General features: G+C 70.5%; 13 protein-coding genes and 3 tRNA genes. 6 read left to right on the top strand and 10 right to left on the bottom strand.

Annotation, left to right across the window (positions count from 1 at the left end; all coding sequences use genetic code 11):
- Positions 1–77 precede the first annotated feature (77 nt).
- From IMT31_RS09245 to IMT31_RS09235, 3 genes are all read left to right on the top strand, one after another.
- Complete coding sequence (locus IMT31_RS09245; protein ID WP_345357802.1) at positions 78–896, top strand: exodeoxyribonuclease III; 819 nt, start codon at positions 78–80, stop codon at positions 894–896.
- Between the two features lie 11 nt (positions 897–907).
- Positions 908–1,801 carry a hypothetical protein gene (locus IMT31_RS09240; protein ID WP_413542532.1) on the top strand — a complete coding sequence of 298 codons (894 nt, stop codon included), beginning with the start codon at positions 908–910 and terminating at the stop codon, positions 1,799–1,801.
- A 131-nt stretch (positions 1,802–1,932) separates the two neighbouring features.
- Positions 1,933–3,777 (top strand): glycoside hydrolase family 13 protein, encoded by a 1,845-nt coding sequence (locus tag IMT31_RS09235; protein WP_413542531.1) that lies wholly within the window; start codon positions 1,933–1,935, stop codon positions 3,775–3,777.
- A 28-nt stretch (positions 3,778–3,805) separates the two neighbouring features.
- Here the strand turns inward: IMT31_RS09235 and IMT31_RS09230 are convergent, their stop codons facing one another.
- The 4 genes from IMT31_RS09230 to IMT31_RS09215 all read right to left on the bottom strand — a co-directional run bounded on the left by IMT31_RS09230 (position 3,806) and on the right by IMT31_RS09215 (position 5,312).
- The gene (locus IMT31_RS09230; protein WP_413542530.1) at positions 3,806–4,786 is read right to left on the bottom strand and encodes an LLM class flavin-dependent oxidoreductase; all 981 of its coding nucleotides are present in this window, start codon (positions 4,784–4,786) and stop codon (positions 3,806–3,808) included.
- Positions 4,787–4,931: 145 nt separating this feature from the next.
- Positions 4,932–5,004: transfer RNA gene (locus tag IMT31_RS09225), tRNA-Phe, on the bottom strand.
- Positions 5,005–5,074: 70 nt separating this feature from the next.
- Positions 5,075–5,148, bottom strand: a tRNA-Asp gene (locus IMT31_RS09220).
- Positions 5,149–5,239: 91 nt separating this feature from the next.
- Positions 5,240–5,312: transfer RNA gene (locus tag IMT31_RS09215), tRNA-Glu, on the bottom strand.
- Between the two features lie 224 nt (positions 5,313–5,536).
- Between IMT31_RS09215 and IMT31_RS09210 the strand changes: the two genes are divergently transcribed.
- Together IMT31_RS09210 and IMT31_RS09205 are read left to right on the top strand one after the other, a co-directional pair.
- Positions 5,537–5,890, top strand: coding sequence for a metallopeptidase family protein (locus tag IMT31_RS09210; protein WP_345358117.1), 354 nt, complete (start codon positions 5,537–5,539; stop codon positions 5,888–5,890).
- Positions 5,891–6,202: 312 nt separating this feature from the next.
- Positions 6,203–7,846, top strand: coding sequence for an NlpC/P60 family protein (locus IMT31_RS09205; protein ID WP_413542529.1), 1,644 nt, complete (start codon positions 6,203–6,205; stop codon positions 7,844–7,846).
- Positions 7,847–7,960: 114 nt separating this feature from the next.
- Here the strand turns inward: IMT31_RS09205 and IMT31_RS09200 are convergent, their stop codons facing one another.
- The 6 genes from IMT31_RS09200 to IMT31_RS09175 all read right to left on the bottom strand — a co-directional run bounded on the left by IMT31_RS09200 (position 7,961) and on the right by IMT31_RS09175 (position 14,210).
- Positions 7,961–8,932: a universal stress protein gene (locus IMT31_RS09200; RefSeq protein ID WP_413542528.1), complete on the bottom strand. Its 972-nt coding sequence runs from the start codon at positions 8,930–8,932 to the stop codon at positions 7,961–7,963.
- Positions 8,929–9,933 (bottom strand): spermidine synthase, encoded by a 1,005-nt coding sequence (locus IMT31_RS09195; protein WP_413542527.1) that lies wholly within the window; start codon positions 9,931–9,933, stop codon positions 8,929–8,931. The genes IMT31_RS09200 and IMT31_RS09195 overlap by 4 nt, the downstream gene beginning before the upstream one ends.
- Positions 9,923–10,501: an N-acetyltransferase family protein gene (locus IMT31_RS09190; protein WP_413542526.1), complete on the bottom strand. Its 579-nt coding sequence runs from the start codon at positions 10,499–10,501 to the stop codon at positions 9,923–9,925. The genes IMT31_RS09195 and IMT31_RS09190 overlap by 11 nt, the downstream gene beginning before the upstream one ends.
- A complete protein-coding gene (locus IMT31_RS09185; protein ID WP_413542525.1) occupies positions 10,498–10,833 on the bottom strand; it encodes an MTH1187 family thiamine-binding protein in 336 nt (111 codons plus the stop codon). Before IMT31_RS09185 ends, IMT31_RS09190 begins: the two co-directional genes overlap by 4 nt.
- Before the next feature lie 61 nt (positions 10,834–10,894).
- Positions 10,895–12,244: an Nramp family divalent metal transporter gene (locus tag IMT31_RS09180; RefSeq protein ID WP_413542524.1), complete on the bottom strand. Its 1,350-nt coding sequence runs from the start codon at positions 12,242–12,244 to the stop codon at positions 10,895–10,897.
- A 172-nt stretch (positions 12,245–12,416) separates the two neighbouring features.
- Positions 12,417–14,210 (bottom strand): gamma-glutamyltransferase, encoded by a 1,794-nt coding sequence (locus tag IMT31_RS09175; RefSeq protein WP_413542523.1) that lies wholly within the window; start codon positions 14,208–14,210, stop codon positions 12,417–12,419.
- A gap of 189 nt (positions 14,211–14,399) precedes the next feature.
- On the opposite strand from IMT31_RS09175, the gene IMT31_RS09170 reads away from it, so the two are divergent.
- Positions 14,400–15,500, top strand: coding sequence for a DUF418 domain-containing protein (locus tag IMT31_RS09170; protein ID WP_413542522.1), 1,101 nt, complete (start codon positions 14,400–14,402; stop codon positions 15,498–15,500).
- Positions 15,501–15,506 lie beyond the last annotated feature (6 nt).

Raw genomic sequence — 15,506 nt, 5'->3', positions numbered from 1 at the left:
TCATTACTTATGTAACTAACCTAGCCACCCTTCCGGAACCTGTAAACCCCTGCCCGGAGGTTCGTTAGGCTGGCCGGGTGAAGATCGCCACCTGGAATGTGAACTCCCTCCGCGCCCGTGCCGACCGCGTCGAGTCCTGGCTCGAACGCACCGATGTCGATGTCCTGGCCATCCAGGAGACCAAGTGCAAGGACGAGAACTTCCCCTGGGAGCTCTTCGAGCGCATGGACTACGAGGTCGCCCACTTCGGCTTCTCCCAGTGGAACGGCGTGGCCATCGCGTCCCGCGTGGGCTTGAAGGACGTGGAGCGCACCTTCGCCGGTCAGCCGGCCTTCGGCAAGGCCGGAGTGGACCCGGTCCAGGAGGCCCGCGCCATCGCGGCCACCGTGGGTTCGGGCGAGGACGCCGTGCGCCTGTGGTCCCTCTATGTGCCCAACGGCCGCGGCCTGCAGGATGAGCACATGCCCTACAAGCTGCAGTGGCTGCACGTGCTGAAGGAGCAGGCCGCCGCGGACCTGGCGGCGGACCCGTCACTGCGCCTGGCCTTGACCGGGGACTGGAACATCGCCCCGCAGGACGAGGACGTCTGGGACATCGAGTACTTCCTCGAGGAGGGCCTCACGCACGTCTCCCCCGAGGAGCGAGCCGCCTTCCACGCCTTCGAGGAGGCCGGCTTCCAGGACGTGGTCCGCCCCCGCCACCCCGGCCCCGGGACCTACACCTACTGGGACTACACCCAGCTGCGCTTTCCCAAGAAGCAGGGCATGCGCATCGACTTCGTGCTGGCCTCCCCCGCCCTCGCCGGCTCCGTCACGGACGCCTGGATCGACCGTGAGGAGCGCAAGGGCAAGGGCGCCTCGGACCACGCGCCCGTGGTCGTGGACCTCGGGGCCTGAGTCGGCCGCGCATGAAGTACCAGTCCGAGCTGCGCGTCTACCAGCCTCTCGCGGCCTTTCCCGATTCGGTCCAGTCCCAGTACCAGCGGGCACGCGGCCGGTCGCGGGCCGAGACTGAGGCCGAGGCCGCCCAGCGCGCGCAACGCCGCCTGCTCCGGGACGTCACTGACCCCTTCCCGCACGGACACGACCTGGTCCGGGTGCTTCGGGTTCCGGCCCCGGGGAGCGACGGCGGCCCGGGCGCCGGGGGCGGCGAGGTCACCGGAGACGGTGGGCCCGCTGACGCCTCGGAAGCCCCCGTCTCCGAGTATTTCTGCCCCGACGAGATGGCCCTGCGCTGTGAGCTCGCCGCCGAACAGCTCACCGAGTCCCTGCGGCCCCAGATCTTCGATCAACTGGTCCCGGAGGCGGCCCGCCGGGCCAACACCGAACGACTGGCCGAGCGGCTGGAGTTCACGGACACCGAGGAGCTGCACCAGGTGCACACGCGCACCGCGGTGTGGGGGGTCCCCGCCGGGTGGTTCGCGCTGGTCCAGGAACAGGACCGGGTGAGCGTACTCGGGGACCCGGCCGCACCGGACGCCGTACGCATCACCGTGCCGCTGGGACTGCCCCTGGAGCGGGGCCGGCACGCCGCCGTCGTGCTGTCCCTGCATGCCCCTGACATGGACCTGTTGCAGGACCTGACGCAGCTGGTCTCCTGGCTCGAGTCCTTCCACCCGGACTCCATGGTGGAGTTGGACTACGGCGGCCTGGCGCGGCTGGTCTGGCCGGACGACTCGCCCTTCGACGTCCGGACCGCGATCGAGGCCCTCGAGGAGGGCGATGCCGAGGCCGCCGTGGTGGCCAACCATCGGATGGTGCGCCGCTGGCTGCCCGTACGGCAGCTGGGACGAGCGAGCTGACCCGGGGGCACGGATTCCGAGGGCCCCGCGTGCTCGAAAGTGGAGAGGGGGCGTCAGAGGCAGGCCGCATGGCGCCGAGGAAACCGAGCATGACCTCTGGCGTGTCCCCCACCGGACACTAGGCTGGCCCCATGACCACGGGACCGCTGAGCACCCCACCGTCCGAAGCCCGCAACCGCCCGGAGAACCCGTGGTGGGTGGACGCCGTGATCTATCAGGTCTATCCCCGCTCCTTCGCGGACGCGGACGGGGACGGCATGGGGGACCTTGCCGGGGTGATGCAGCAGCTGCCCTACCTGGAGCAGCTGGGGGTGGACGCCATCTGGCTCTCCCCGTTCTACGTCTCCCCGCAGCGGGACGGCGGCTATGACGTGGCCGACTACCGGGACGTCGATCCCCTCTTCGGTACCCTGGAGGACGCCGAGGCGCTGCTGGAGGCTGCCCACGGGGCCGGCTTGCGGGTGATCGTGGACCTGGTCCCCAACCACACCTCTTCTGCCCACCCCTGGTTCACCGAGGCTCTGGCCGCGGACCCTGCCACGGAGGCGGGCCGGGCAGCCCGGGACCGCTACATGTTCCGGCCCGGGCAGGGACCGGGCGGTGCTCAGCCACCGAACAACTGGCAGTCCACCTTCGGCGGACCGGCCTGGACCCGGACCGTGGACCCGCACGGCACACCCGGGGACTGGTACCTCCACCTGTTCGACTCCTCCCAACCGGACCTGAACTGGGACAACCCCGGGGTCCGGGACGAGTTCGAGGACATCCTGCGATTCTGGCTGGACCGCGGCGTGGACGGCTTCCGCGTGGACGTGGCCCACGGACTCGTCAAGGCCGAGGGACTGCCGGACCACGGCATACGCCCCGGCATGATCACGGACTCCGGCGAGGACGTCTCCGGTCACGCCGAGGAGAACCCAGGGGACCACGCCCACCCGGTTCCGTACCACGACCAGGAGGGGGTCCACGCGGTCTACCGCGACTGGAATCAGGTCCTCGCGGAGTACAGCCACGAGCCGGTGATGGTGGCCGAGGCCTGGGTCTCCCCGCTGGAGCGGTTGTTCCGCTATGTCCGCCCCGGTGAGATGCACCAGGCCTTCAACTTCACGTTCCTGTTGGCCGGCTGGGACGCAGTGCGCCTCTCCGACGCCATCACGGTCTCCCTTGAGGAGGCGGGGAAGGTCGGGGCGCCGAACACCTGGGTGCTGTCCAACCATGACACGGTCCGCCATGCGTCCCGCTTCGGCCTCTCCGACCCCACGCGCTATCCCAACGGGCTCGGCGCCGAGGATGAACAGCCGGACGAGGCCCTGGGCTGGAGGCGCGCCCGCGCCGCGGCGATGATCGAGCTGGGGCTGCCCGGTTCCGCCTATCTCTATCAGGGCGACGAGCTCGGCCTGCCCGAACACACCACGCTGGACGACGCCCTTCGTCAGGACCCCACCTTCGTGCGTACCGCGGGCGCCGAGAAGGGAAGGGACGGCTGCCGCGTCCCGATGCCCTGGCATGCCGAGGCCCCCGGGTTCGGCTTCACCCTGGGCACGGATGAGGGGTACGACGCCGGCCCGGCAGCGGGCACCGCCACGGCGCCCTGGTTGCCCCAGCCCGAGTCCTTTGGGGCCTACGCGGCGGACCGACAGGTCGATGTGGAGGGTTCGACCTTCGAGCTGTACCGGGAGTTGCTGGGCGTTCGCGGAGAACTGGACCTGGGCACCGGCGCCTTCGCCTGGTCCGGCCTGCACAGCCCTGAGCTCGGCGTGCTGGCGTTCACCGTGACCACAGGCGGCGGGCAGCACGGACACGATCTGGATTCCGGGGAGCGGGTGCCCGAGCAGGTCGTCCTGGTGCTCGCCAACCTGGGCGAGACCGCTGTGGACGTGCCGGAGGATGACGCTGCAGCGATCTTCAGCCACCACGAGGCCCTGCAGGACGGGCAACTGATGCCGGACTCGGCGGCATGGTTCCTCAAGCGCTGAGTCCAGGCCTCGAGGATCGGGCGACCGCTCAGAACCAGTGCTCGGCCAGCAGTTGCAGGGAGCGTTCGCGGACGGCGGGGTCGAAGGCGTAGGTGACGGTGATCAGTTCGTCGGCACCGGTGCGTTCGGCGAATTCCTCCAGCTGCTGCACCGCAGTGGTCGGTGAGCCCACCGCCTTGATCCGCAGCATCGGGTTGTCCACCCCCGGTGCCGTGGCCGGATCCACCGGCGGCTGGAGCTTGCGGCGCTGGCCGCTGTGGAGGTCCGCGAACATCTGGCCGACGGTGGTGAACTCCCGTTCGGCCTCGGCATCCGTGTCAGCCACCATCACGTTGATGCCGGCCATGACGTACGGGGCCTCGATCTGGGCCGTCGGCGCCTCGGTGCTGAAGCTGTCCCGATAGACGGCGATCGCCTCGTCGAGCTGATCCGGCGCGAAGTGAGAGGCCAGGGAGAACGGCAGGCCGAGCTGGCCGGCGATCGAGGCACCGTTGACCGTGGAACCGAGCACCCACAGGGGCACCTCGGTGCCCGCGGACACGGCGGAGGAGATGGGGGTGCTGTGGGCCTGGCCCTCGGTGCCGAACCAGCCCTGCAGGTCATAGATGCTCTGCGCGAAGGCCTGCGGCTCGGCGGAGGAGCGGCTCAGGGCCTGCGCCGTCATCATGTCGGTGCCCGGAGCCCGACCCAGCCCGAGGTCGATCCGGTCCCCATGGAGGTTGGCCAGGGTGCCGTACTGTTCGGCGACCATGAGGGGAGCGTGGTTGGGGAGCATGACACCGCCGGACCCCACCCGGATCCGCTCGGTGACAGAGGCCGCCTGGGAGATCAACAGGGAGGTGGCGCTGGCGGCCAGGTTCACGGTGTTGTGGTGCTCCGCGTACCAGAGCCGCGCATAGCCGGCATCATCGGCCAGCCGGGCGGCGGACATCGAGGCGGCGATCCCGTCCCGGGCGGTGGAGCCCTCGGGGATGGAGACCAGGTCGAGAATACTCAGGGGGACTGCCACGGCGCGTTGTGTCCTTTGCGATCGGGAGGAGGGGTGCATCTCTGCAATGCAACCTCACCCTGACCGGCGTCTATTCCCTGCGGGGCCCGCTCCTGGGTCCGGACGTGAAGAAACCCCGCGATGTAGAAGCTACGCGGGGTTTCAGTGGCTCCGACCGGCGTCGATCCGGTGACCTTTCGATTTTCAGTCGAACGCTCTACCAACTGAGCTACAGAGCCTGGCATCTCCGGCGGACCGGTGATCACCAAGATCCTCCGGCCGGAAAATCCGGCGATCGGAACATCCTAGCGACCCTGACGGGACTTGAACCCGCGACCTCCGCCGTGACAGGGCGGCGCGCTAACCAACTGCGCTACAGGGCCAGTGTGCGAGAACCAACTCTACCAGACCATTTCCGGAGTTCTGACCATCACTGCCCAGGCGGCCGGAGGGCCAAGTGTGTTCGTTCCTGCGTACCCCCAACGGGATTCGAACCCGTGTCGCCGCCGTGAAAGGGCGGTGTCCTAGGCCTCTAGACGATGGGGGCCAGAACACTTCGGGTTCCCGAAGTGGACCTGTAGAAGTGTAGGCGGTGCGGGGCCCAGACCGCAAACCTCACCAGATCGGGTCAAACCGCCCGGGCCGTCGAGCGACAGGCGGGATGGCAGGGAGGATGGAGGGGTGAACCATGACAGCGATCCCCCACCAGATGAGCAGCCCGGCGCGCACCCGGGCGAACCGGCGGACGGAACCGAACCGGCCGGCGTCGCGATGTCCGAGACGGAGTTCGATCAGGCCGTGGCCGATGCCCTGGAGGCCATTCCCGAGGCCCTGGCGCAACGATTGTCCAACGTGGCCGTCTTCGTGGAGGAGGAGTACGAGCCCGAGCCCTGGGAGGATCCGGGTACGGAGCTGCTCGGGCTCTATGACGGCATCCCCCTGACCGAGCGGGCCGAGATGCCCTTCCAGTTGCCGGACCGGATCGTGATCTTCCGCGGGCCGCTGTTGCGGATGTGCGCCGACCGCGAGGAACTCGTGGACGAGATCACCGTGACGGTGGTGCACGAGGTCGCGCACTTCTTCGGGATCGATGACGAGACCCTGCACGGCCTGGGCTGGGGCTGACCTGCGCCCCACTGCGGCCGCGTGAAGCCACCCCGCACCCGCCGGCACCGCGGAGTACAGAGTGAATAGCGTGACACGCCGGACAAAAGAGCCGAAATGACACGTGTGTTGTTTATGATTCTGGTGGGATACGTGTTGCTTTTGTGACAAAAGTGCAACTATCCTCACTCTCGTGGCGCCTACATGGCAGGCCACGTGACCGCCGCGAAGTGTTTTCGTGACGGTGATGTGACCACTTCGCACCTTGGTCCCGTTCACTCCTGAGCGGACCTGCCCATCCCACTCGCACGGGTGCCACAGTGAGGAACCGCCGTGAACACCCGCCGCACCGTGGGCGTGTCTGCCGTGGTGGCCGCTGTGGCCGCCACCGCTCTGGCCGCCGCATCCCTGCCGGCCGTCTTCGAGGCCTCGTCGGACACCGTCCAGGCGAACCTGCAGCGCACCGACCAGTCCACGCAGACCGAGCCTGACATCTCCCGCCCTGAGGTCCCGGCCCGCGAGGACGTGGTGGCCGCCAAGCAGAAGCCCGCCACCAAGAGCTCCATGGGCGAGCGACTGCAGGTCTCCATCCAGCAGTCCGCCGAACGCGAGCGGCAGGCCGAGGCCCGGGCCCAGCAGGCCAACGAAGGGCTGCGGGAGGCGAACGAGGCTCTGGCCGAGCGGAACGAGACTGCCACCTCCACCCGCCACCGGGCGGAGGCAGCCACCGAGTCCGCAGCACAGGCACAGGATGAGTCCGGCACCGTGGCCGCTGACATGTACCGGGGCGGTCGCTCCGGCACCGCCGACGTCCTCCTCGGTGACGAGGACGTCCTGGCCCGCCAGGCGACCGCAGACAAGGTTGCCGGGGACAAGGCCCTCGCCGCCGAGGAGTCCGCGCGCCAGGCGGCGGAGGCCGAGGAACTGGCCCGTCAGGCCGAGGCCGCGAAGACCGCCCAGGCCGAGGCCACCGCACGCGCCGAGGAGCAGCAGCGTCAACTGGATGAGGCAGCCCGACTCGCCGAAGAGGCCGCCCGGCAGAACGAGACGGACCGCAGGCAGCTCATCGCCCTGCTGGCCGAGCTCGAGGACCTCACCGTCGCCGAGGCCACCGCCTCCGTGGAGGCCATGGAGCAGTCCGAGCGGGACAGCGCCCTGGAAGAGGCCGTCGCCGCCTCCGCACGCCAGGCCGAGGACGAGGCGGAAGCGGAGGAAGCCGCCACCACTCCGTCCCCGTCCACTGAACCCGCCACCGCGAGCGTGAGCACCGATCCGGCCAGCACGGCCCCGGCCAGCTCGGCACCCGTGATCCCGGCCGCCCCGAGCAGCTCTCCGACACCCAGCAGCACTCCGACGCCGAGTTCTGCCCCGACGCCCTCGTCGACGCCTACGGCAACCGCCACGCCGACGCCTTCGTCCACCGCAACACCGACACCGACGCGGACGGCCACCGCGACGCCTACCCGGACCGCGACGCCCACCCCGACCCGGACGGCCACCGCGACTCCGACGCCCACCCGGACCGCGACACCCACCCCGACGCCCACACCGACTCCGACGCCCACCAAGACGGCCACACCGACGCCGACCCAGCCCTCCGGGTCCTGGACGTCCACGGCCATCAACTGGGCCATCGACAAGGCCAATGAGCCCGGCTCCTACTACGTCTGGGGCGGCAACGGCCCGAACGGCTATGACTGCTCGGGCTTCACCCGTGACGCCTTCGAGGCCGCCGGCAAGTACCTGCCCCGCACCTCGACCCAGCAGTACCAGGCCGCCAAGCAGTACATCCCGCTGTCCCAGCTGCAGCCCGGGGACATGGTGTTCTCGAGCTCCAACGGCGGCTCGAGCATGTACCACGTGGCCATCTACATCGGCGACGGACAGGTTGTCCATGCCCGCAACCCGAACGTGGGTATCTCGGTGACGCCACTGAGCTGGGTCAACAACATCCACCCCTACGCCGGGCGCTACTGACCCCAGCACGAGGCCGGCCGGCGCCGACCGCAGGATCCCTGCGGTCGGCGCCGGCCGTCGTCGTTCCCCCTGACGTTGGGGGCAGAGCAGACCAGCCTTCTCTGCCCCCGGCGTTCAGGAGAAGGTGGGGCCGAAGCTCGCGCGGTGGGCCAGCCGACTGTCCTTGAGGTACGGGACCACCAGGACGGGGCCATGCGCGTGGGAGATCACGCCCTGCGATGTGGAACCCAGCAGCGCGCCGGTGAAGCCTCCGTGACCGCGCGTGCCGATCACCGTGAGGCGGGCGGTCTTGGACTCGTTGACCATGACGTCCACCGGGACGCCGTCCACGATGTCCGCGCTGACCTGCAGGGACGGGAACTCGGATTGCAGCCACTGCACGCCGGCCTCGAGCTTCTCCCGCATCTCCTCCACCATGGACTGCTCGTCCACGGTGGCGGGCAGCCAGGCGACGGCTCCGGAGATCGGCGGCATGGCGATCACCACGCGTAGCGGCGCCTGCCGGATCTCGGCCTCCAGCGCGGCGGCCAGTGCGGCGATCCGGCCCTGCTCCGAGCCATCCACGCCCACGATGACCGGGACCCCGGCGGCGGCCCGGCTGGCGTGTTCCCCCTTGGGGATGATCGCCACGGGGCACTTCGCGTGTGCCGGCAGGGCAGAGGCCACGGAGCCGAGGAGCCGGCCGAAGAAGCCCCCGCGGCCACGCGATCCGGCCACGAGCAGGTTGGCCTCGGCGGAGTAGTCCACCAGGACACCGGCGGCATCCCCCATCTCCACGCGGTGCACCAGCGGTACCTGTAGGGAGCCGAGCTGGTTGACCACGCCCTGGAGCACCTGCATGGCACCGTCCCGGATCAGGGTGTCGTCAGGCACGCCGTAGCCGGCCTCGAGCGCGGAGGCCGCGAAGACCGGCATCGTGTAGGCCGTGACGAGGGTCAGCGGCAGTCCGCGGAGTTCGGCCTCGCGGGCGGCCCACTTGGCAGCGGAGACCGACTGCTCCGAGCCGTCCACACCCACGACGATCCCGTGCGTGGTGGCGCGGTCCACGTTGGTGGGGGTGTTGTCCTGTTCCTGCGAACCGGTCATGACGGCCTCCTGTCAGTCCCCCCGCAGTCCTCGTTGACACGGGATGATGGTGTTTCCAGTCTAATCACCGGGAGCGGTTCGCCGAAGGGCCGGGACCCTGCCGCAAAACCGTCCACGGGCTCCACGAGCCGCGTGGGCAGGGGGTCGGAGAGCAGGTGCCGCACCAGTCCATCGCGGCGCGTGGACCCTCCGGCCGTGAGCGGGCCGTTGCTCGCGGCGAAGACGATGTTGCCGCGGCGCCGGCCCTTGAGCATCTGTGGGTCGGCCAGGGCCGCCACGGTGGAGAAGACCTCCCGCAGCGTCGCCGCCTCCCGCCGGGCCGCCGTCAGGTCCGGGCCCCCGCCGTGATTCACCAGGTAGATCCCGTCCCCCACCACGCGGGCGGCAGCGCGGGCTGCCTCCACCCCGAGCAGGTGCCCGGGGGTGGCCTGGTCCTCGCGGCTGGCACCGGCGAACACATCCCGGATCACCACGTCCCGGCTCCCGGGGTGGGCGCCGGCCAGGACCTCGCCGGCCTCCCCCACCCGGATCCGCAGTTGCGGGGCCCGCGGCAGGGCGAACCGCTCCCGGGCCAGGCCGGCCAACCCGGCATCGAGTTCGACGGCGGTCTGCCGCGCCCCCGGATACCATGCCGCCGCCCAGCGGGCCAGCGTGCACCCGGCCCCGCCCAGGTGCAGGATCCGCAGCCCGGCGTCCGGCTCCCAGCGGTGCATCATCACGGCGGCCATCCACCGCATGTACTCGAAGCCCAGCTGAAGCGGGGTGTCGGGGTTCAGTTGCGAGGACTCGGCCCCGTTGAGCGTCAGCAGCCACGCCCCCTCGCTGAAGGGATCCCGGGTGATCTCGGCCGTGCCGGCGTCGACGGGGAAGAGGCCCGGCTCGATCACGGACCCGGCGGTGCTGGCCCGGCCGGAGTTCCTGCCGGACCTGGTGCCGGCCTTGCTGGCATTGCTGGCCTTGCTGGCCTTGCCGCCGCCACGGCCGCCGCGATCACGTCCCACGGCGCACCATCAACTGTTCGTCCAGCCCGGCCCACGGCCCGTCCATCGGCACCGGGGAACCCAGCGCGGAGAAGCCGTTCCGCGCATAGAAGGCCCGGGCACGGCCGTTGCCGGCGAGCACCCACAGCAGGCAGTCCGCAGAACCGATGCTCCGCTCCAGCAGCGCATCGGCCACCCCGCTGCCCTGGGCCTCGGCGAGGACGTAGAGCAAGTACAGCTGCACCTCCGGCCACCCCTCCCCTGCAGGGCCCTGGGCAGGCGGATCCTGTACGGGTCCGGCGGCAGCCAACCCCACGCACCGGCCGCGTGTGTCCTCAGCCAGCCACAGGGTGCGGCCAGCGGCCAGTTGGCCGCGCCAATGCTCCACCTGGCGTTCCAGGGTGGCCTCCGCGCGCTCGAAGAAGGACTCGTCCCGCAGTTTCCCGTAGGCCTCGCGCCAGGCGGCCGCCTTCGTGCTCAGCACCGCTTCCAGGTCGGCCTCGGCGGCGTCGCGGACGTAGTACCGGGCCGCACCGGGCTCGGGGCCGGGGCGGCCGTCGTCGGGCACCGGGTTCTCAGACCGGCTCAACGGTTCCCGAGGGCCTGCTCGAGACGTTCGATCTTGCCGTCCAGCTCGCCGGTGTGCTCGGGGCGGATGTCCGCCTTCAGCACCAGGGAGACCCGGGAGCCGTAGGGCGCCACCGCGTCCACAGCGGCTTTGACAACCCCCATGACCTCATCCCATTCGCCCTCGATCTCCGTGAACATCGAGGAGGTCCGGTTCGGCAGCCCGGACTCGCGGACCACTCGTACGGCGGCGGCCACGGCGTCATGCACCGAGCCGTCCGCAGACGGATTCCGGGCGTCCTGCCCTTCGGGATCGGGCTGGCCGGAGGGGGAGACAGAGAAGGCGATGATCATGTGCCCAGTCTGCCTCACCGCGTGGGTCCGTGGTCAGGGGCGGGACGCCGATGCCGTCCGGTCAGCCACCGGCCCACAACGGCTCGAGGGCATTGAGGAGTTGTTGCACGCCCAGCACCACGAACACCAGGGCGGTGATGCCGAGCAGACCGTTGTGCACCCAGTTGTTGCGGAACTGGGAGGGGACCAACCGCTTCTGGTTGTTCAGGATCAGCAGGGTGACCGCCAGGAACGGCATGAACAGGGCTCCGAGCGTGCCGTAGAGCAGGATCAGGAAGATCGGCCGGCCCAGGAACAGCAGGGACATCGGCAGGATGGTCAGCCAGATCAGGTAGAAGCGGGCCGGCTTCGACCTCAGCGACGGGGCGTCATCCTGGTCCAGGCTGTCAGCGGGCTTGCGGAAGTTCGTCCAGAAGTCGGCGAACATCAGCGAGACGCCGTGCCAGACACCCAGCAGGGAGGAGAAGGACGCGGCGAAGAAGCCGATGAGGAACAGCACGGCGAAGGGTTCGCCGAACCGGTCGGCCAGCACGTTGCCGACGTCCAGCAGGCCCTCGTCGCTGGCCGAGATCTCCAGGCCGGAGGTGTACAGCAGCTGGACGCCCATCACCATGGTGGCGATGACGAAGACGCCGGTGAGGATATAGGCCACGGCATTGTCGAAGCGCATCACCTTCATCCACCTCGGGGCGTTCCAGCCCTTCTCGCGGAGCCAGTAGCCATAGGCCGCCAGGGTGATGGTGCCGCCCACGCCGCCGGCCAGGCCCAGCACGTAGAACATGGACCCGTCCTCTTCGGGGATGCGCGGGACCAGGCCGGCCACCATGTCCCCGAGGTTGGGGCCGACCATGACGGCCGAGGCCAGCACGGCCACGAACATGATGCCGATCAGCACGGTCATCAGCTTCTCGATGAGTCCGTACCGGTTGAGCCAGACCAGCCCCATGCCCAGCAGGCCGGAGGCGATGGCGAAGAAGATCGAGTTCACCCCGGGGAACAGCGCCGCCAGGGGTAGGGCCACGGAACTCATCGCGGTGGCCCCATAGACGAAGCCCCAGATGATGATGTAGATGCCGAAGTACCAGCTGGTCCAGACGCCGAGGGTGCGCCAACCCTGGAAGATCGTCTTGCCGGTGGACAGGTAGTACCGGCCCACGCCCTCCACGAGCACGATCTTGAAGATGACACCCAGCACCACGGCCCACATCAGGGCGTAGCCGTAGCGGGAGCCCGCGGTCAGCGTGGCGACCAGGTCCGCCGCGCCCACGCCGGTGGCGGCTGCCACGATGCCCGGGCCCATGGAGTTCCATTTGACCTTGACGGGAGTCTCGTTGATCTCGGCGTCGGTGAAACCGACGATGTTCGGATTGTGGACGGGGTGTCCCGTGTCCACGTGATCGCCTCTTGACATCTGTGCCCCTCGTTACTATGCCGTGCGTTGTGAAACACAGACTAGTGCGATGTGCCGTGAGTCAAGGAATCTTCGTCGCCGCCACCACCAACGGCGCCGGGAAATCACCCGTCACCCTGGAAGTCCCTCGGGCGCAGAGTGACAGGACCACGTCACTACGGTGGGGGTGGGGTCACTTTACGCCTCGTCCGTCTGCGGGCACCACGGCCACGTCCCCCTCGCGGCGGGAGTCCACGGCCCCGGTGACGGTGCCGGCCTCGTAGTCGATCTCCAGGGCCTGGACGGACCCGAAGACCGCATCCGCCCGCTCGGTCACGTGTGGTTGCCAACCGCGCTGGCGGACCAGGGCGGTCACCTCGCCGGCGGGCTCCTCCTCCAGGGCCAGTACCTCGTCCTGCAGGTAGTGGCGCGGGGCGTCCACCGCCTGCTGCAGCGGGGCGTCCTGCAGCGCCCAGGGCACGAGCACCCCGGCCAGGATCGAGGGGATCGCCTGCCCGCCCGGGGAGCCCAGGCCCATCACCACGCGGCCCTGGGCGTCCAGGACCAGGCTCGGGGCGGACCAGCTGACGGACTTCCGCCCGGGCTCCGGCTGGTTGGCGGGGGTGTCCAGGGCCTCGAAGCGGGAGAGCTGGTTGTTCAGGAAGAACCCGCCCACCTCCTGGGCGTGCTCTCCGCCCCAGAAACTCGTGATCGTGTTCGTCATGGACACCGTCATTCCGGTGGAGTCCACCACCGTCAGGTGGGTGGTGTTGCCCGCCTCGATCGGCTGCTCCAACGGCTGCTGGGAGCCGGCAGCGCTGGCCGTCCGGACCGGGGACGCGGGTTCGCGCGCAGCGGCGAGTGCGGGGGCCACCTCGCTCCGGGCCAGCTCCGCATTGGCCTCGGCGTCGGTGAGCCGGTCCACGGGCACCTCCACGAATGCCGGGTCCCCAAGGGACTCGTTCACACTGTCCTCGGCCACCTGCCAGGCAGCGGCCATCGCCTCCACGTACTCGGCGGATCCCGGTTCCGCCTCGGCCGCACCGAGTGCCTCGGCCACCTGGAGGAATTGCACGACGCCGGCCCCCGGCAGCGGCGGGGCGGCGGAGACGAGCGTGTGGTCCCCCATGGCACCGGCCACGGGTTCGGTGGATACCGTCTCGTACTCGGCCAGGGAGGCGGCGTCCAGCCCGTCCACCGCGGTGAGCCGGCTGGCCAGGCTACCGGTGTAGAAGGATTCAGACCCCTCCTGTGCCAGGGTCTGCAGGGTGTCCGCCAGCTCCGTCTGGACGAGCTCCTCCCCCTCGGCCAGCGGGGCGCCCCCCGGTCCGTGGAACTGCTCCAGGCCCGCGATCGCGCCGGGCCCGTAGTCCGAGCGCATCCGCTGGGCCAGCATGCCCGAGACGGGAAAGCCCTCCTCCGCCAGCTCCGTGGCCGGGGCCAGCAGTTCCGACCACTCCATGCTGCCGTGCTCGGCATGCAGCGTGGCCATGCCGTCCACCAGACCGGGCACGCCGGCCCCGGAGACCGGGATCTCTCCGGTTTCGGACACGGTCTCCCGGTAGTCGTAGGCCAGCGGGGCCTCCGCACCCTGGGCCACCAGGGTGGAGCCTCCCCCGCCGAGGCCGGAGGCGAAGGGCTCCACCACCGCCACGGCGAATGCGGTGGCGATCGCGGCGTCGGCCGCGTTGCCACCCCGGTCCAGGATCTCGGTGCCCACCTGGACCGCCTCCGGGTGGCCGGCCGCCACCGCCTGTTCCTGGAGGACGTCCGCGGAGGGCGACGGGGCCGGCGTCGACCCCTCGGGGTCACCGCCACCATCCGGTCCGGTCTTGCCCGGCGGGGAGGCGGAGTCGGCGGTGGACGGGGTGCCGGAGGGGGACTCGTCCGGGGCCGGCGCGGTGCAACCGGTCGCGGCCAGCAGGACTGCGGAGAGGAGGGCCAGCGCGGTCAGCGCGGGGGTGGACGGCGTGCGGGGCCGCGGCATCAACATTCCCCTTGTGCTCGATGACGTTCGGGCCCGGTCAGCCTAGCCGCACGCGCTGTGCGGGGCCTGGGGGCCGGCTGGACGCGCCGCCCAGCGCGCGCACCTACACTGCCACTGCCCACGCGCCGCACCGCCCACACGCCCCAGGAATCCATGCCCCGAGCCGTCCCACCGGACAGAATGTCCCCCATGACCGACTCCCCCGCCTCCGCAGGTGACGCCCCCGAGGGCGCACCCGGCGGGGAACCCTCGCCGGGCCCGGGGCGGCTGACCGGGCTGGATGCGGCCCGCGCCGTGGCCATCCTCGGCATGATCGCGGTCAACGTCGGTCCCCGGGGTGAGGCCGGTCTCGCCGGGCTGCTGTACGACCTTCCGGTGGGGCGGGCCTCCATCCTGTTCGTGGTGCTGGCCGGGGTGGGCATGTCACTGCTGACGCGGTCCGCGCGGGAGCCCGGAGGGCGGTTGCCCTGGCGCACGGTGCTGTGGCGTTCGGCGCTCCTGCTGTTCGGTGGCCTCGCCCTCCAGGAGTTGGGCCATGAGGTCAGCGTCATCCTGGCCGTCTACGGGGTGCTGTTCCTGCTGTCCCTGCCGTTGCTGAGGGCCCCCACGCGCCTGGTGGCCTCCCTGGCGGGAGTCATGGTGGTGGCGGGCCCCGTGGCCTGGATCGGGATCCAACTGGCCACGGGGACCCGGTTCGAGTTCGCGGACCCGGGTCTGGCGGATGATCCTCCGCAGGTGGTGCTCCGGATCCTCGTGTCCGGGCCCTACCCCGTGCTGGTGTGGTGCGCGCCGTTCCTCCTCGGACTGGTCCTGGGCCGGGCGCCGCTGAGCGAGCGGTGGCTGCAGCGGCGGCTGGTCCTCTGGGGGCTGGTGGCCACCGTGGGTGCCTACGCGCTCTCCCAGGTGGTGATCCTGCTGGCGGGGCAGCCGGGTGACGGCATCGGCTGGGACCGGCTGCGCTCCGCCGTCGGGCATTCCCAGATGCCGCTGTGGCTGATCTCCAGCGTGGGCAGCGCGCTGGCGGCGATCGGCGGATTCCTGTGGGCGGGCCGCCTCGTGGAGCGCCGGCTCGGGGTGCTGGCCTCCGCCGGCAGGCTCTCCCTGACGGTCTACGTGGCGCACCTGATCATCCTGGCCGCGCTGGTGCGCCCGGGGCCGCACACGCTGGCCGAGGGCTACCTCACAACGGTCCTGCTGTCCGCCGCGCTGCTGGCGCTCGCCCACCTGTGGGTGAGGTGGCGGCCGGTGGGACCGCTCGAGCAGCTGCTGCGCCTGCCCGGGGCGCGGTGAGGGGCC

Source organism: Citricoccus nitrophenolicus, from assembly GCF_047305825.1.
Classification (GTDB): Bacteria; Actinomycetota; Actinomycetes; order Actinomycetales; family Micrococcaceae; genus Citricoccus; species Citricoccus nitrophenolicus.
This window is presented reverse-complemented; position numbering and strand designations above follow the sequence as displayed.